General features: G+C 68.6%; 17 protein-coding genes. 12 read left to right on the top strand and 5 right to left on the bottom strand.

The genetic code is table 11. The annotated features are described in order from the left end of the window. Positions 1-67 precede the first annotated feature (67 nt). The 7 genes from MNI96_RS17005 to queF all read left to right on the top strand — a co-directional run bounded on the left by MNI96_RS17005 (position 68) and on the right by queF (position 5,215). On the top strand, positions 68-622 hold the full coding sequence (locus MNI96_RS17005) for a TRAP transporter small permease subunit (protein ID WP_249695102.1): 555 nt from the start codon (positions 68-70) through the stop codon (positions 620-622). Beyond that, entirely contained in the window at positions 619-1,941 is a 1,323-nt protein-coding gene (locus MNI96_RS17000) for a TRAP transporter large permease (RefSeq protein ID WP_249695100.1), read from the top strand. Before MNI96_RS17005 ends, MNI96_RS17000 begins: the two co-directional genes overlap by 4 nt. Positions 1,942-2,050: 109 nt before the next feature. Further along, the gene (locus tag MNI96_RS16995; RefSeq protein ID WP_249695098.1) at positions 2,051-2,863 is read left to right on the top strand and encodes a class II aldolase/adducin family protein; all 813 of its coding nucleotides are present in this window, start codon (positions 2,051-2,053) and stop codon (positions 2,861-2,863) included. 182 nt (positions 2,864-3,045) lie between these two features. Continuing rightward, complete coding sequence (locus MNI96_RS16990; protein WP_249695096.1) at positions 3,046-3,960, top strand: LysR family transcriptional regulator; 915 nt, start codon at positions 3,046-3,048, stop codon at positions 3,958-3,960. A 104-nt stretch (positions 3,961-4,064) separates the two neighbouring features. Next, on the top strand, positions 4,065-4,256 hold the full coding sequence (locus MNI96_RS16985; RefSeq protein WP_249695094.1) for a hypothetical protein: 192 nt from the start codon (positions 4,065-4,067) through the stop codon (positions 4,254-4,256). Then, positions 4,253-4,669, top strand: a complete 417-nt coding sequence (locus MNI96_RS16980; RefSeq protein WP_249695092.1) for a Fic family protein — start codon at positions 4,253-4,255, stop codon at positions 4,667-4,669. Before MNI96_RS16985 ends, MNI96_RS16980 begins: the two co-directional genes overlap by 4 nt. Positions 4,670-4,747: 78 nt before the next feature. Beyond that, entirely contained in the window at positions 4,748-5,215 is a 468-nt protein-coding gene (queF, locus tag MNI96_RS16975; RefSeq protein WP_249695090.1) for a preQ(1) synthase, read from the top strand. 37 nt (positions 5,216-5,252) lie between these two features. Here the strand turns inward: queF and MNI96_RS16970 are convergent, their stop codons facing one another. After that, positions 5,253-6,467, bottom strand: a complete 1,215-nt coding sequence (locus MNI96_RS16970) for an MFS transporter (protein ID WP_249695088.1) — start codon at positions 6,465-6,467, stop codon at positions 5,253-5,255. A 149-nt stretch (positions 6,468-6,616) separates the two neighbouring features. On the opposite strand from MNI96_RS16970, the gene MNI96_RS16965 reads away from it, so the two are divergent. Then, on the top strand, positions 6,617-7,084 hold the full coding sequence (locus MNI96_RS16965) for a DUF2269 family protein (protein ID WP_249695087.1): 468 nt from the start codon (positions 6,617-6,619) through the stop codon (positions 7,082-7,084). Between the two features lie 3 nt (positions 7,085-7,087). Further along, the gene (locus MNI96_RS16960) at positions 7,088-8,422 is read left to right on the top strand and encodes an SDR family oxidoreductase (protein WP_249695084.1); all 1,335 of its coding nucleotides are present in this window, start codon (positions 7,088-7,090) and stop codon (positions 8,420-8,422) included. Positions 8,423-8,452: 30 nt separating this feature from the next. Here MNI96_RS16960 and MNI96_RS16955 read toward each other — a convergent pair whose 3' ends face one another. Next, positions 8,453-8,683, bottom strand: a complete 231-nt coding sequence (locus MNI96_RS16955) for a hypothetical protein (RefSeq protein ID WP_249695083.1) — start codon at positions 8,681-8,683, stop codon at positions 8,453-8,455. Between the two features lie 883 nt (positions 8,684-9,566). Here MNI96_RS16955 and MNI96_RS16950 point away from each other — a divergent pair. Genes MNI96_RS16950 through MNI96_RS16940 form a run of 3 tightly spaced genes read left to right on the top strand, consistent with a single transcriptional unit; the run spans position 9,567 to position 12,267 of the window. Next, a complete protein-coding gene (locus MNI96_RS16950; protein ID WP_249695081.1) occupies positions 9,567-10,208 on the top strand; it encodes a TetR/AcrR family transcriptional regulator in 642 nt (213 codons plus the stop codon). Next, on the top strand, positions 10,205-11,509 hold the full coding sequence (locus tag MNI96_RS16945) for a phenylacetate--CoA ligase family protein (protein WP_249695079.1): 1,305 nt from the start codon (positions 10,205-10,207) through the stop codon (positions 11,507-11,509). The genes MNI96_RS16950 and MNI96_RS16945 overlap by 4 nt, the downstream gene beginning before the upstream one ends. Next, on the top strand, positions 11,506-12,267 hold the full coding sequence (locus tag MNI96_RS16940) for an enoyl-CoA hydratase/isomerase family protein (RefSeq protein ID WP_249695077.1): 762 nt from the start codon (positions 11,506-11,508) through the stop codon (positions 12,265-12,267). Before MNI96_RS16945 ends, MNI96_RS16940 begins: the two co-directional genes overlap by 4 nt. A 37-nt stretch (positions 12,268-12,304) precedes the next feature. On the opposite strand, the gene MNI96_RS16935 is transcribed toward MNI96_RS16940, so the two are convergent. The 3 genes from MNI96_RS16935 to katG all read right to left on the bottom strand — a co-directional run bounded on the left by MNI96_RS16935 (position 12,305) and on the right by katG (position 16,530). Next, on the bottom strand, positions 12,305-13,081 hold the full coding sequence (locus MNI96_RS16935) for an SDR family oxidoreductase (RefSeq protein WP_249695075.1): 777 nt from the start codon (positions 13,079-13,081) through the stop codon (positions 12,305-12,307). Beyond that, positions 13,081-14,004, bottom strand: a complete 924-nt coding sequence (locus MNI96_RS16930) for a dihydrodipicolinate synthase family protein (RefSeq protein WP_249695073.1) — start codon at positions 14,002-14,004, stop codon at positions 13,081-13,083. The genes MNI96_RS16935 and MNI96_RS16930 overlap by 1 nt, the downstream gene beginning before the upstream one ends. Positions 14,005-14,325: 321 nt before the next feature. Then, a complete protein-coding gene (gene katG, locus MNI96_RS16925; protein ID WP_249695070.1) occupies positions 14,326-16,530 on the bottom strand; it encodes a catalase/peroxidase HPI in 2,205 nt (734 codons plus the stop codon). Between the last annotated feature and the right edge of the window lie 56 nt (positions 16,531-16,586).

Genomic DNA, 16,586 nt, shown 5'->3' with positions numbered 1-16,586 from the left:
GCCTCCTGCCGGGCGGGACTTGCTTGCCGGGCAGGACGCATCGCGCGAAAAGCCAGCGGGGGAGACGATGGCTGAGGAAATCGACCTGGAGGCCGGCGAGGCGGGTACGCCGCCGGCGAGCGGCGGCCTGCTGGGGCTCGCCGCCAATGCGCTGGCCGCCGTCGGCACCGTGTGGATCTTCGCGATGATGCTGGCCATCGTCGCCGATGTCGTCGGCCGCAACCTGCTCGACGCCCCGATCACCGGCGTTGCCGAGGTCTGCGCCCGCTCGGTCGTCGCCATCGTCTTCCTGCAGGTCTCATCCGCCATTCTCAGCGGCCGCATGACCCGGGCCGACTTCTTCGTGCGCGGGCTGGAGCGCGCGACGCCCCGCCTGATGGCGCTGGTCGACGCGCTGTTCTCGCTGGTCGGCGCCGCCGTCTTCCTGGCGATCCTCTATTCCGCCTGGCCGGATACGGTCGGCGCCTGGCGCGGCAGCGAGTATTTCGGCGTCCAGGGCGTCTTCACCATTCCCACCCTGCCGTTCCGCGCCATCATCGTGATCGGCTCGGGCTTTGCCGTCGCCGCCTATCTCGCGGTCGCCGTCTCGCATCTTTCTGCCTACCGGAAGGCCCGTCCATGACCGCCCTGACCATCGGCGTCCTGCTGATCGCCGCGCTCATCTTCCTGGTGCTTCTGGGCATGCAGATCGCGGTGGCGCTGTTCGCCGTCGCCTTTGCCGGCGTGTGGATCATCCGCGACAATTTCGAGCTCGCCATGCGGCTCCTGTCGATCACCGCCTATAACGGCATCGCCGACTATCTCTTCGCCACCATTCCGCTCTTCGTGCTGATGGGGCTTCTCGTCAGCGTCTCCAATGTCGGGCGCGACACGTTCGAGGTGGCCGAGAGCCTGCTGCGGCGTATCGCCGGCGGGCTCGGGGTTGCCACCGTCGCCGCCAACACGGTCTTCGCCGCCGTCACCGGCGTCTCCATCGCCTCGGCCGCCGTCTTCACCCGCGTCGCGGTGCCGGAGATGCGCCGCCACGGCTACCGCGCGGGCTTTTCCGCCGGCACCGTCGCCGGCAGTTCCGTCCTCGGCATGCTGATCCCGCCGAGCCTGCTCCTGATCATCTACGGCGTGCTCGCCGAGGTCTCCATCGGCCGCATGTTCGTCGCCGGCGTCGTTCCCGGTGTGATGCTCGCCCTCGGCTTCGTCGCGGTGATCATGCTGCTCGCCCGCTTCCGCCCCGGCTTCGTCTTCACCGATGCCTCCGCCGCCGCGCGTGTGGCCACCCGGGAGCGCGAGATGGGCGGGCGCGAGATCGCGGTCAAGCTGCTGCCGATCCTGATGCTCGTCATCCTCGTGCTCGGCGGCCTCTACAGCGGTTTCTTCACCCCGACGGAGGCCGGCGGCGTCGGCGCCTTCGGCGCGCTGGTCATCGCGCTCGCCCGCCGCAAGCTCGACCGCCACCGCATCTGGGAGGTCCTGAAACAGACCGGCACGGTCTCCGTCGGCATCCTGATCCTGCTGATCGCGGCCGGCTTCTACAGCCGCATGCTGTCGGTCGCCGGCATTCCCAACGCCATCGGCGACGTGGTGCGCATGAGCGGCTTCGGCCCTTACGGCTTCCTCATGCTCTATGTCGTGCTGCTGCTGCTGCTCGGCATGATCCTCGACAGCAGCTCGATCCTGCTGATCATGGTGCCGATCGCCGCCCCCATCGCCCAGTCGATGGGCTTCGATCTGATCCATTTCGGCATCGTCACCGTCATCGCGGTGGAGATCGGGCTCTTGACGCCGCCCTTCGGCATATCCGTCTTCACGGTGCACAACACGTTGGCCGACCCGAGCGTCGGCGTGGAGCAGATCTTCCTCGGTACCGTGCCCTTCATGCTGGTCATGCTCGGCTCGCTCGCGCTGATCGCGCTGTTTCCCTACCTGACGCTCGCCCTCGTGTGAGGGCGATAACAGTTATCACCGGGGCGGAATTGACCCGTTCCGGCGGGCATGCGAGCCAGAAGGGGAGATATGCGAGCCGGGATTGCGCCGGCCTTCAGGAGGGAACGACATGCTGGATCTCAAGGGACGGGTTTCGATCTACCAGCCGGAGCAGGAAGGCCTGATCTTTCCGTACGAGCCCTCGTTCGAGAGCGTCGAGGACGAGCGCCGCCACCGCAAGGAGCGCCTGGTCGGCGCCTGCCGCGCCTTCGCCCGGCAGGGCTTCGACTACGGTTTCGCCGGCCACCTGACGGTGCGCGATCCGGAGCGTCCGGAGCTCTACTGGACCAACCCGATGGCGATCCACTTCGACAAGGTGAAGATGTCGAACCTGATCCTCGTCGACCACGAGGGCAACGTCATCGAGGGCACCCATGCGGTGAACCGGGCCGGCTTCGTGCTGCATGCCAATGTGCACGAGGCGCATCCCGACATCATCGCCATGTGCCATGCGCATACGGTCTACGGCACCGCCTATGCCGCGCTCGGCCGGCCCATCGAGCCGATCACCCAGGATGCCTGCGCCTTCTTCGAGGACCATGTCATCATCGGCGACGAGGCCGGTGCGGTCGCGGTCGAGAACCATGCCGGGTCCAACGTCGCGGCGGCCTTCAAGGGCGTCAAGGCGGCGATCCACCAGAACCACGGCCTGCTGACGGCGAGCCGCCACAGCATCGAGGCGGCGGCCTTCTGGTTCATCGCGCTGGAGCGCTGCTGCCAGCAGCAGCTGGCGATTGCCGCCGCCGGCATCCCGCCGATCTACATCCGCGAGGACCGCGCCCGCTACAGCCGCGAGCATGTCGGCAGCGAATATATCGGCTGGCTGCATTTCCAGACCATCTGGGACCAGCTGGTCCAGGATTGCCCGGACATGTTCGACTGACGCATGTTCGGCTGACGCCTGTTCGACTGACGAGTGTCTGCCCTGTTTTGCCCCGCTTCCAGCGGCCGGTGCGTCCCGTGCGCCCGGCCGTCTTTTTTTGTCCCCCGGCTGACGCCGCCCGCCCGCCTTGCTAGTCTGGCCCGCTGCCCGAGGGGGGGCGGCGAGGGAGACATGGACGGGGCATGAAGGACAATCGTCTGCTGGAAATGCGGGTGTTCCGCGCGGTCGTCGAGGCGGGGGGCTTCCGCCATGCCGCCGACATGCTGCGCGTCAGCCAGCCCTTCGTCAGCCAGAGCGTTTCGGGGCTGGAAAAGCGGCTCGGCGTCAAGCTGCTGCACCGCTCGACCCGCGGCCACCGGCTCACCGACGAGGGGCAGACCTATTTCGAGGCCTGCGTGCGCGCCATCGACACGGTGGAGGCGGCGGAAGGGGAGGTGTCCTCCGCCACGCGGGCGGCCGCCGGCGAGCTGCGCGTCAGCGCACCCATCGCTTTCGGCACCGACCAGATCGTGCCGCGCATTCCCGACTTCCTGAAGCGGCATCCGGGGCTGACCCTCGCCCTGTCGCTGACCGACCGCTTCGCCAATCTCATCGAGGAAAACATCGACGTCGCCGTGCGCATGGGGCGGCTGGAGGATTCCTCGCTGATGAGCCGCAAGCTCTGCGACCTGCAGCGGGTCGTCGTCGCAGCGCCCGCCTATCTCGCCGCGCACGGGCCCATCGCGCATCCGCGCGACCTTTCCCGCGCCAACTGCCTGATGTGGGAGGGCCGGCGCGGCCATCTCAACCGTTGGCCGTTCCTGATGGACGGCACCGTCGAGACCGTGGCGGTGGAGGGCGATTTCCGCAGCGCCAACGGCCTGTCGCTGGTGCAGATCTGCCTTGCCGGCCACGGCGTCATGCGCATGGCCGAGCATCTGGCCAATCCCGCCATCGCGCGCGGCGACCTGGTGCCCTTGCTGAGCGAGTATCAGGTGCGCGACGACACCGCCTTCCACGCGGTCTACCTGCCCGAGCGCCAGCTTTTGCCGCGCGCGCGCCTCTTCATCGACTATCTGGTCGAGATCTTCCGCGTCCCGCCCTGGTCGGTGCCCTGACCCCGTCCCATATTCAAGAGATGGTCGCGTTCTTGCGGTTCTTTCGGGCGCGGGCGTAAGATGGTCCTGCGGATACGGCATCCGCCAGCCAACGAGGTGCAACGATGGCTCACGATCCCAAGGTCGAGGAGCGTCCGGGCAAGGCCCGCGACGGCGACGACCGCGTTGCGCCGAAGTTCAGCGCGGAGGAGGTCCTGCGGGCCCGCAAGGACGGTGCACCGCGCCGATCCAGCGAGGAGATCGTCCGCCGGGATGTGAAGCGTTTCGCCGAGACCCTTAAGGCGCTCGGCGAATGATCGAGCCGACATGGCTCACGCTTCAGGACATCGACGTCATCGTCCGGGCGATAGAGGCGGAATTTCCCGGCCATTTCATCGAGCTCTATCCCCACAAGATCGGCGACCTTGAGGCTGGCCTCTATCGCGCCAGGAACAAGTGGGCGTTCGAGTATCAGAGCGACCTGATGATCTTGGCGGCCGAGCATGCGTTCGGCATCGGCAAGGCGCATGCCTTTGGCGACGGCAACAAGCGCGTCTGCTTTCTGGCTGCTTCCCTGTTCCTGCAGCACAATAGTGTCGACCTTATTGAGCCCGAGCCCCGGTTCTTTTCCCAGCCGATTAAGGACCTGATGGCGGATGTGATCACTGTGGATCAACTCGCCTCGTTGTTCGAGCCGCATGCGGAATTGATCGACTGGGAAGCGGGCTGAGCCCCGACCCGTTTGCCGCGTCCGGCATGCGGTGCTACAGGAGGCGCCTTGCGGCATTCTAGCGACGGACGGTGTGCGATGAGCGACAAGGGTATCTATTCCGGCCTGACCCAGCTCGGCAGCGCGACCGAGATCCCGGCCAGCCCGGAGCAGGCGGTTCTCGAGCGGGTGCCCAATCCGCAGCCGGACGTGCGCTATGCCGTGCGCTTCACCGCGCCGGAATTCACCTCCCTCTGCCCGATGACCGGCCAGCCCGATTTCGCGCATCTGGTCATCGACTACCTGCCGGCCGGCTGGCTGGTGGAGAGCAAGTCGCTGAAGCTCTACCTCACCTCGTTCCGCAACCACGGCGCCTTCCACGAGGATTGCACGGTCAGCATAGGCCGGCGGCTCGTCGACCTCCTGGCGCCGGACTGGCTGCGCATCGGCGGCTACTGGTATCCGCGCGGCGGCATTCCCATCGACGTCTTCTATCAGACCGGCCCGGCGCCCGCCGACGTGTGGATCCCCGACCAGGGCGTGCCGCCCTATCGCGGCCGGGGCTGAACCCGCGACCGCTCCGTTATGAGGAGAGTTGCTCTCCTCACGCCCTCTCCTCCGCCAGCGCCAGCGCGCCGTAGTCGGCGACCGTCGTCAGCCGGCTCGCCAGCACCACGGCAAAGGACAGGGCGAAGAGGAGCGCCACCACGATCAGCCCGGCTTGCGGGCCGACCGCCGTGCCGACGGCCCCGCCCGCCAGTGCGCCGAGCGGCCGCGTGCCGTAGATCGCCGTCTGGATCACCGCGTTGACCCGCCCCAGCATATGGGCCGGCGTCACCAGCTGGCGCACCGTGTTCTGCGTCACCAGCCACATCGACGGGCCGAAGCCGAGCACGAAGAAGGCCGCCAGCAACAGCGGACCAGGATCGCCTTGCGGCAGCGCCAAAAGCATCCCGGCGGCAACGACCGAGCTGCCGGGGCCGAACATCAGCACCATGCGCGGGGCGATGCGGTTCGCGATCCGTCCCGCCACGAAGATGCCGGCGACCGAGGCGAGGCCGAAGGCGGCCATCGCACCGGCAAAGAGCGTCGCCTCGCCGCCGTGTCCCTGCGTGATCACCGGCACGGCCAGCACCACCAGCATCGAGAAGGCGAAGTTCCAGAACACCGCGCAGAAGGTGATCGGCAGCAGCATCGGGTGGCGCAGCACGAAGCCGGCGCCCTTCGCCAGCCGCAGGATCAGCGCCTCGCGCTGCATGGGGCGCAAGGCAAAGACCGGCAGGCGCACCGTCAGCACCAGCGCCGACAGCGCACAGGCGGCTGCGGCCCAGAACACGGCGGCGGCGCCCGTTCTGTCGAGCGCCAGTCCGAGGGCGAGCGGCACGGCCAGCGAGGCGACCGAGCGGGGCAGGGAGATTGCGGCATTGGCACCGGCGAGTTCGGCCTGCGTCACGATCCGCGGCAGGATCGACAGGCTCGCCAGCCCGTAGAGCACGATGCCGAGGCCGGCCAGCGCGATCGCCCCGGCAAAGGGCAGGATCGCTCCGGCCGCGATGGCGAGGGCCGCCGCCGCAAAGCCGGCAAGCGACAGCACCGCCGAGGCGAGCACCGCGCTGCGCGGCTGGATGCGGTCGACCAGCACGCCGAAGGGCAGGCTGCCGACCAGATGCGCCATCGACTGGCAGGCGACCAGCAGCCCGATGGTGCTGGCCCCGGCCCCGAAGGCGGTTGCGGCGACGATGGGCACCGCGACCAGCGCGATCTGGTCGGCGATGTTCAGTCCGTAGGACGAGGCGACAAGTCTGTCGAGGGCGCGCATGGCAGGCTCCGCTGGCGGTGATGCGCGCATTTAACGAAGGCTGCCCGGCCGGCTCGACCCGATTTGCGAGCGGGCGGTCTCCCGCAACCGCTTGATCCGGCCTGCTGCGGATGCGAAGAGAAAAGCCCGTCCTCCTGGGACCGCCTGCCGTGACCTATCTGCTGCTCAAGTATCTCCACGTCCTCGGCGCCATCGTCATTCTCGGCACGGGCACAGGCATCGCCTTCTTCATGCTGATGGCGCATCGCTCCGGCAGCGCTGCCTTCATCGCGCAGACCTCGGCGGTGGTCGTGCTGGCCGACAAGCTCTTCACGGCCACCGCCGTCGCGGTGCAGCCGGTCACCGGGTACCTGCTGATGCGCGAGAGCGGATACGCCTTCACCGACGGCTGGATCGCCCTGTCGCTGGGGCTCTATCTGCTTGCCGGCGTCTTCTGGCTGCCGGTGGTGTGGATCCAGGCGCGCATGCGCGATCTTGCGCGCGGTGCCGCCGCAGAGGGGGCGCCGCTTCCCGCCGCCTATCACCGCCTGTTTCGCATCTGGTTCGTCTTCGGCTTTCCCGGCTTCGGTTCGGTCGCGGCGATCCTCTGGCTGATGATCGCAAAACCGGAGATCTGACCGATGGCCGCCGACGCTCCCACCATCGCCGTCCTCGGCGCCTCCGGCCTGATCGGCCACGCCGTGGCGCTCGATCTCATGGACCGGGGCTTCTGCGTCCTGGCGTTCGCCCGCCGCTTTACCGGCGCACAGAAAGCCGCGCTCGGCGCTGCTGCCGTCGAGGCGCCGCTGGTCGATCTGGACGCTCGTGGCCTGGCCGCTCTGCTTGCCGGGCGCAATGTCGATATCCTCGTCAACTGCATCGGCGTCCTGCAGGACATGCCGGGCAAGGGGACGGCGGCGGACGCGCATGGCGGCTTCGCCTCGCGCCTGCTCGCCGCGATGACGGAGCAGGGCGCGCGGCCGCAGCTCCTGGTGCAGCTGTCGATCCCCGGCTTGGCCGAGGGCGATCGCACCGCCTTTTCCGCCACCAAGCGCGAGGCCGAGCGGCTGATTTCTGGCAGCACCGTTCCCTTCGCGATCCTGCGGCCCGGCTTCGTTGTCGCGCCGGTGGCCTATGGCGGCAGCGCGCTGATCCGCGGCCTTGCCGCCTTGCCGGTCGGCCTGCCGCAGGAGGAAGCCTCGCGCCCCTTCGCCTCGACCGATGTCGCCGACATTTCCCGCAGCATCGCCTTTCTCGGGGAGGCCTGGGCGCAGGGGCGGCGCGACTGGCGCGAGACCTGGGACGTGATGGAGCGCCGGCCGCACACCGTCGGCGAGGTGGTGGAGGCGTTCCGCGCCCGCATCGGCGGCCCGGCGCCGCGCTGGCGGCTGCCGCGCGCGCTTCTGTTGCTAGGGGCACGGGCGGGGGATCTGGCCGCGCGCCTTGGCTGGGCGCCGCCCGTGCGCAGCACGGCGCTGGCCGAGATGCGGCGCGGCGTTGCCGGCGATCCCGGCTCTTGGGTAGCGGCGACACGCCTTGAGCCGCGCTCGCTGGAGGCGGCGCTCGCCCGCTATCCCGCCGGCGTGCAGGAACTCTGGTTCGCCCGCCTCTACCTCTTGAAGCCGGCGATCCTCGGCATTCTCGTCGTCTTCTGGTTTTTCTCGGGGCTGATCGCGCTTACGGTGGCCTTCGACGCGGCGGTGGCGATCCTGACGGCGCATGCCTTCCCGCCGCTGCTGGCGAAAGCGATCACCGTGGTCACCAGCCTTGCCGACATGAGCATCGGCGCGGCCATCGTGGCCCGGCGCAGCTGCCGCGCCGGGCTTCTCGCCGGCATCGCCCTGTCGCTCTTCTACATGGCGGGCGCGGCCGTTCTCACGCCGGAGATGTGGATCGAGCCGCTCGGCGCGCTGGTGAAGACCGGTCCCGCCATCGTGCTGATGCTCGTCGCCCTGGCGATCCTCGACGACCGGTAGGGGCCAGCAGGCGCGGGTGCGGGGAGGGCGCTACCGTCTTGTCCAGCGCCAGGCCTGGTAGACGGCTATCGCGAATGCGGAAATTGCCAGCAGAAGCCAGACGGTTCCACTCTGCTCCAGATAGACGACGCCCGTTCCCGGGTCGTAGCACCGGCCCAGTTCGTTGAAGCAGTCGCGCCATTTGAAGTGGTGCGAATAGTAGAGCTGCGCGGAAACGCCGGAGACGACGAGAAACGCCAGCGATAGCATTGCGCGCAGCAAGGGCCGTCTCCCCGGATTCCGATGCGGCCATCGTTTCGGGGTCGGGCGCCGATTGCAAGCTTCGGGTGCACGCTCAAGCGGCCTCCGCTTTCGCCATCCCGGCCGCAGGCGAAGCCGGAGAGCCGGGAACCATTGGCGTCTCAGCAGGCATGAGACGGAAGGCGACAGCTGCCTCTCAAGGCGCTCGCTCCGCCCTCTCGGGCGTCTTCCCGGGCAAGGCGTAGCCGCGACCCGGGACCGGCGAGCCACGGTGGTCCTGGCATCTTTCGGGAGCGCACCTCATACGCCCCCGGCTCTCCGATCCCGGCACGGTCGCCGGCCGCTGGTCTCCCGGACGGCGTGTCTGGGAGACCACCCAAACTCTACCATCTCTTCAGACGAACAATCCCGGCCGCAGGCGAAGCCGGAGAGCCGGGAACCATTGGCGTCCTCAGTAGGTATGAGACGGAAGGCGACAGCTGCCTCTCGGCTGTCATACCTGCGAAGGCAGGTATCCAGTATCCGCCCGGGCGATTGAGCCTTCGCCCCAACTTCTCCTTTCGTCTTCCCTGACGAGGCCGAAGGCCGATGGTCCGGGACCGGCGAGCCTCGGCGGGCGTGGGTTTTCGCCGGGCGCGCACCGGCAGGTGTTCGGCTCTCCGATCCCGGCTCGGCGCTTGCGCGCCGTCCGGGAGGACGCGGGGAGAGGCACGTGCACTTTCGCAGCCGCTCTGGAAACCAATAGCCCCCGCCCCCCGTCGGCTCGGCAACACGCTCCCTCGACGCACCCCACCCCAAAATCCCCTTTGACTCTCGCCCGTCTCCGAAATATAAAACTGATATCAGTTTTATTTTTGAGGTCGCCGCCATGCTGCGTGCCGTGCCCCGGAAGGGGGAGGATCAGGTGCTGTTCTATCCGCACGCTCTCGCCGCGCGCGCTGCCGGGCGGCCCAAGGGCGAGCGCACCCGCGCCCAGATCCAGGCGGCGGCCTGTGCCGTGCTCGACCGGCAGGGGCCGCAGGAGTTCACCGTCTCCGCCGTGTGCGAGGCGGCGGGCATCTCCAACGGCACCTTCTACATCTACTTCGCCGACCGCACCGTGCTGCTCGACGAACTGCTGGTCGGCTTCGTCGGCTTCCTGCAGGCGGCGATGCGGGTCGCCGGCTCCGCCCAGCCGGAGGACCCCGTGCGCGCGGCGACCAGTGCCTATGTCGAGCTGTTCCGCCGCAATCCCGGCCTGATGCGCTGCCTCGTCCACCATCTCGACACGCTGCCGCAGGCGCGCGAGGCCTTTCACCGGCTGAACCGCGACTGGCTGGAAACCGTGGTCGCGGCGGTCGAGCGCCGGCTGATGCGGCTCGGGCGCGGCGAGGCGGTGGACCGCGAGGAACTGCTGCGCCGCGCCTATGCGCTCGGCGGCATGGTCGACCAGTACCTCTCCGCCCTCATCCTGTCGCAGGACCCGGCGCTGGTCGCGATCTCGACCAGCGACGAGGCCGTCATCGACACGTTGACCCTCATCTGGAAGCGGGGAATGAGCCTATGAGCACGGTGGCGCGCGCGGAGTTCGTCTCCGCCGAGGACCTGCGGCCGCATGTCGAGGCCGCCTGGGAGCGCCAGCGGGCGCATGTGATGGCGAACTCTCCCTTCTACTGCGCCCTGTGGCAGGGGGAGGCGCCGCCGCTGGCGCTGTCCGACCTCTCCCGCCTGCCGCTCTCCGACAAGGCGCAGCTGCGCCTGTCCCAGGCCGCCCATCCGCCCTTCGGCGATTATCTCGCCGCCCCGCGCGACAGCGTGCGCCGGATGCACCGCACCTCCGGCACCACCGGGCAGGCGATGAACCTTGCCTTGTCGGCCCGCGACACCCGCGTCACCCAGGAGATCGGCGGCCGCTGCCAGCGCGCGGCGGGTCTCGGCCCCGGCCACACGGTGGTGCACTGCCTGAACTACCAGATGTGGATGGGCGGGCTGACCGACCATCTTACGCTGGAGGAGACCGGGGCGACCGTGGTGCCCTTCGGCGTCGGCTCGACCGAGCTGCTGGTGCGCACGATCCTGGAGGTCGGGGTGACCGCGATCTCCTGCACGCCGTCCTATCCGGCGGTGCTGGAACGGGTGATCGCGCAGAAGTTCCCCGGCCTCGCCCCGCGCGACCTCGGCCTGAAACTCGGCCTTTTCGGCGGCGAGCCCGGCGTCGACGATCCCGCCTTCCGCGCGCGCATGACCGAGACCTGGGGCCTGCAGCCGCGCAATTCCAACTATGGCGTTTCCGACGTCTTCTGCAATTTCGCCTCCGAATGCGAGCACGACACGCATCTGCATTTCATGGCCGCCGACGTGCTCCATGCCGAGCTGATCGACCCGGACAGCGGCGCGCCGAAGGCCGTGGAAGCCGGCGAAAGCGGCGAACTGGTGCTCACCCATCTGGTGCGCGACTGCCAGCCCCTGGTGCGCTTCCGTACCGGCGACATCATCCGCGTCGCTGCCACCACGCCCTGTTCCTGCGGCCGCACCGGCTTCCGCTTTTCCGTCGTCGGCCGCTCCGACGACATGGTGGTGGTGCGCGGGCTCAACATGTTCCCGACCATGGTCGCGGCGGTGCTCAACTCCTTCGCCGAGCTGTCCGGCGAGTACCGCATCCGCCTCGCGTCGCCGCCCCCCTACGACACGCTGCCGGTGGAGGCGGAGCTGGCGAAGGGCGAGGCGGACACAGTGGAGCTTGCCGCCCGGGTGGCGGGCGAGATCAAGGCACGGCTCGGGGCCAGCGCCAGCGTCACGCTGCTGCCCGCCGGCAGCCTGCCGCGCACCGAAGGCAAGACCCGGCGGGTCATCAGGGAGGGGCAATGACCGATTTTGCTTACAAGACCGTGCTGAGCCGGCTTGGCGAGGGCGGGGTGCGCACCATCGCCCTCAACCGACCGCAAAGCCTGAACGCCATGAACCGGCAGCTGATCGACGATGTCGCGCGCGCCTTCGACGATGCCAACCGCGACCCGCAAACCCGCGCAATCCTCTTCACCGGCGCCGGCAAGGCCTTCTGCGCCGGCGACGACCGGCGCGAGCATGTCCACCCGGAAACGGAGGAGGCCGCGCGCGATCTCGTCCTTGCCATCCAGCGGGCGACCCACGCCATCGCCTTCGGACCGAAGCCGGTGGTCGGGGCGATCCACGGCTGGGCCGTCGGCGGCGGCTTCGAATGGGCGATCAATTGCGATTTCCCGATATGGGGCGAAGGGGCGAGGGCCTTCTTCCCGGAAGTCTCGCTCAACGTCTTCGCCACCGGCGCGGTGACGGCGCTGCTGCCGGCGCTCGTCGGCCTCATGAAGGCGCGCGAGATGCTGTTCTTCGGTGAGCGCTACACGGCGGCCGAGCTGGGCAGGCTGGGCCTTGCCCACAAGGTGGTAGCGGACGACGCGGTGATGGCGGAAGCCGAGGCGCTGGCCCGGCGGCTCGCCGAGCTGCCGCCGCTTGCCGTGCGCTCGATGAAGCGCGTGCTCAACGCGGTCGCCGCCGGCGATCTTCACCGCGCGCTCGATCTGGAAACCGAGGCGACGGTCGCCGGCTTCCTCGATCCGGAGACCACCCGCCGGATCTCCGCCTTTTGAGCGGGACCCGGCGGTCCGTCTTGAAATGCGTTTGCGGTCAGAGGCTTCTGATCGCGCCGCCGTCGACGCGTACGCGGCTTCCCGTCACATAGGACGCGCGCTCGGACGCCAGGAACACCACCATATCGGCGAATTCCTGCGGCCGGCCGTAGCGCCCTGCCGGGATCGAGGCGGCGGAAGCCCTGGCGATCTCCTCGACGCTCTTGCCCGTGCGCTTGGCGGCGGCCGCGTCCAGCTCGTCGACGCGGGCGGTATGGATGCGGCCCGGCACCACCATGTTGACGGTGACGCCGTCGCCCGCGACCTCGCTTGCCAGCGTCTTCGACCAGGCCAGCACCGCCGCGCGGATGCCGTTCGACATGGCAAGGTTGGGGATCGGCTGCTCGACGCCGGACGAGCCGATGGTGATCACCCGGCCGAAGCCGCGCTCGCGCATCGGCGGCACCAGCTTCGAGGTGATGTGGAAGAGGCTCGCTGCCATCGCCGAGAAATTGGCGGTCCAGGCGGCGGGATCGGCATCGAGCGCCGTTCCCGGGGGCGGGCCGCCGGCATTGTTGATCAGGATGTCGACCCCGCCATCGGCCAGGATCGCCTCCAGCGTGCCGTCGATCGAGGCGATGTCGGCAAGGTCGATCCGCAGCGGAGTGATGTCGCAGTCCGGCATCGCGGCGGCCCATTCGGCGATCGCCGGTTCGTTGCGGGCGGCGGCGATGACGCGGACGCCCTCGCGCGCCAGCGTTTCGGCGATGGCCCGGCCGAGGCCGCGGCTGGCTCCAAGGACGAGGGCACGCTTGCCCTTCAGGCCGAGATCCATCAGTTGAGCTCCTTCAGGCGTTTTTCGAGACGGGCCATCAGGCGGTCGACCTCGGCCCGCGACAGCGGATCGAGGGCGGCGCCCGGCTTGCGCAGGGTCGGGTTGGCGAGCACGCCGCGCCGGTAGAGGACGTATTTGCGTATGGCAAGGCCGAGGCCCGGCTGCTGTTCGAAGCGGGCGAGCGGCAGATAGGCGTCGAAGAGGTCGCGGGCCCGCTCCATATCGCCCTTGGCGTGGTTCTCGACGACGCCGGTCATCATCTCCGGATAGGCGAAGCCGGTCATCGCGCCGTCGGCGCCGCGCTCCATCTCCTCCGGCAGGAACACGCCGCCATTGCCGCACAGGATCGACACCCGGCGCGCGGTCGCGCCCTCCTTGCGCAGCGCGGTGATCTTGGCAAGGCCGGGCCAGTCCTCGTGCTTCAGGCACACGCAGGTGGGGATATCCTTGATGATGCGGGCGATCACCGGCACGGACATCTGCACGCCGGTGGTCAGCGGGAAGTCCTGCAGCACGAAGGGGACATCCCCGATCATCTCGGCGGCCTGCTCGTAATAGCCGGCGATCTGGTCGTCGGTGCGAAGGCTGCCCGGCGGGGCGATCATCACGCCGGCGGCGCCGTCGTCCATCACCCGGCCCGTCAGCGCCTGCATCTGGGCGAAGCCCGGCGACGACACGCCGACGACGATCGGCACGCGCCCGTCGACGCGCTTCAGCACCCGGTTGACCACGATAGCGGACTCGTCGGTCGTCAGCTTCGGCGCCTCGCCCATCACCCCGAGCAGGGTCAGGCCGGTGGCCCCCGCCTGCAGGTAGAAGTCGACCATCCGGTCGCAGCCCTCGAGGTCGAGTGCGCCGGTCTCGGTGAAGGGGGTGACGGCGATCAGGTAGACGCCGCGGGCACTTTCGTCCAGTCGGGCCATGATGTCCTTCCGCATGAAGTGAATTGAGACGGGATTCTCGAAAATCAGCGATTTCGAGACGGAATTTCGCAAAATTCCGCGCAAAATTTGCAAAGGCCCGACGGCGCACCGCGGGTGTGGACAGGCGTGCGGGCCGGCGGGGGATATCCGGCATGTCCCGCCTCGGGGACGTGGATGGTAGGCCGCACGCGGCAGGAGTCAATTGCGGGCAAGCCTCTGCCGCCAAACAAAAAAGGCGCGGCGGAGGGTCCGCCGCGCCTCTCGTGTCGCTTGCGCCGGCAGGCGGGGAGATCCCCGGCCGCCGGCGGGCACAGCATGCCTTTAGCGCAGGTCGAAGCGGTCCGCGTTCATCACCTTGGTCCAGGCGGCGACGAAGTCGCGGGCGAACTTCTCCTTGGCATCGTTCTGGCCGTAGACCTCCGACAGGGCGCGCAGCTGCGAGTTCGAGCCGAACACCAGATCGACGCGGGTGCCGGTCCACTTCGCCTTGCCGGTTGCCCGGTCGGAGCCCTCGAACACGTCCTGCTTATCCGACACCGGCTTCCACTTTGTCCCCATGTCGAGCAGGTTCACGAAGAAGTCGTTGGTGAGGACACCCGGACGGTCGGTGAAGACGCCGTGGGCCGAACCGCCGTAGTTGGCGCCGAGCACGCGCAGGCCGCCGATGAGCACGGTCATTTCCGGCGCGGTCAGGGTCAGCAGCTCGGCCCGATCGATCAGCAGTTCCTCCGGCGGCAGCACCGGATTGGCCGAGACATAGTTGCGGAAGCCGTCGGCGCTGGGCTCCAGCACGTCGAAGGATTCCGCGTCCGTCTGCTCGGCGCTCGCGTCGGTGCGACCCGGCGCGAAGGGCACGGTCACATCGAGGCCGGCATCCTTGGCGGCCTTCTCGACGGCGGCGCCGCCGGCCAGCACGATCAGGTCGGCGAGGGAGATCTTCTTGCCGCCCGACTGGGCCGCGTTGAAGGCCGAGCGGATTTCCTCCAGCTTTGCCAGCACCTTGGCGAGCTGGGCCGGCTGGTTGACCTCCCAGTCCTTCTGCGGGGCGAGGCGGATACGTGCGCCATTGGCGCCGCCGCGCTTGTCCGAGCCGCGGAAGGTCGAGGCCGAGGCCCAGGCGGTCGAGACCAGCTCGGACACGCTGAGGCCGGAGGCGAGGACCTTGGTCTTGAGCTCGGCGACATCCGCCTCATCGACCAGCGGGTGGTCGACGGCCGGGACCGGATCCTGCCAGATCAGGTCTTCGGCCGGGACTTCCGGGCCGAGGTAGCGCGACTTCGGGCCCATGTCGCGATGGGTCAGCTTGAACCAGGCGCGGGCGAAGGTGTCGGCGAACTCGGCCGGATTTTCGAGGAAGCGGCGGGCGATGGGCTCGTAGATCGGGTCGAAGCGCAGCGACAGGTCGGCTGTCGTCATCATCGGGCGATGCTTCTTCGACGGGTCGTGGGCGTCGACGATCATGTCCTCCTCGTCCACGTCCTTGGCCAGCCACATATTGGCGCCGGCCGGGCTCTTGACCAGCTCCCACTCGTATTTGAACAGGACCTTCAGGTAGCCCATGTCCCAGGTCGTCGGGTTCGGCTTCCAGGCGCCCTCGATGCCGCTGGAAATGGTGTCCCCGGCAAGGCCCGAGGCGAAGCGGCTGGTCCAGCCGAGACCCATGTCCTCAAGGCTTCCGCCCTCCGGCTCGGCGCCCAGCAGCGCGGCATCGCCCGCACCGTGGCACTTGCCGAACGTGTGGCCGCCGGCCACCAGAGCGACGGTTTCCTCGTCGTTCATCGCCATCCGGCCGAAGGTTTCGCGCACGTCGCGGCCCGAGGCGACAGGATCCGGCTTGCCGTCCGGCCCCTCCGGGTTGACGTAGATGAGGCCCATCTGCACGGCTGCGAGCGGGTTTTCCAGCTCGCGGTCGCCGGAATAGCGGCTGTTCGGCTTGTCGCTGGTGGCGAGCCACTCGGTCTCGGCACCCCAGTAGACGTGCTCCTCCGGCTCCCAGGTGTCGGCGCGGCCGCCGGCAAAGCCGAAGGTCTTGAAGCCCATGCTCTCGAGCGCGACATTGCCGGCCAGGATCATCAGGTCGGCCCAGGACAGCTGGTTGCCGTACTTCTGCTTGACCGGCCACAGCAGGCGGCGGGCCTTGTCGAGGTTGACGTTGTCCGGCCAGCTGTTCAGCGGGGCGAAACGCTGCTGGCCGTTGCCGCCGCCGCCGCGACCGTCGAACGTGCGGTAGGTGCCGGCACTATGCCAGGCCATGCGGATGAAGAGCGGGCCGTAATGGCCCCAGTCGGCCGGCCACCAGTCCTGGCTGTCGGTCATCAGCGCGGTCAGGTCGGCCTTGACGGCCGCCAGGTCGAGCTTCTTGAACTCCTCTGCGTAGTTGAAGTCCTTGCCCATCGGGTTGGACAGCGAAGAGTTCTGGTGCAGGACGCGCAGGTTCAGCTGGTTGGGCCACCAGTTCTGGCGGGTCCGGGCGGTGTTGTGAACGACCGGGCATTTGCCGGCGGTGTCGAAATCGGGTCTGTCCATGTCTCTCACTCGTCAGGTTGTAAATGACTGCCTGAGAAGGAGAAAATCATGGCGTA

The organism is Stappia sp. WLB 29 (assembly GCF_023507705.1).
In the GTDB taxonomy this organism is placed as follows: domain Bacteria; phylum Pseudomonadota; class Alphaproteobacteria; order Rhizobiales; family Stappiaceae; genus Stappia.
The sequence above is the reverse complement of the archived record's forward strand: the minus strand, read 5'-3'. Positions and strand labels throughout refer to the sequence as shown.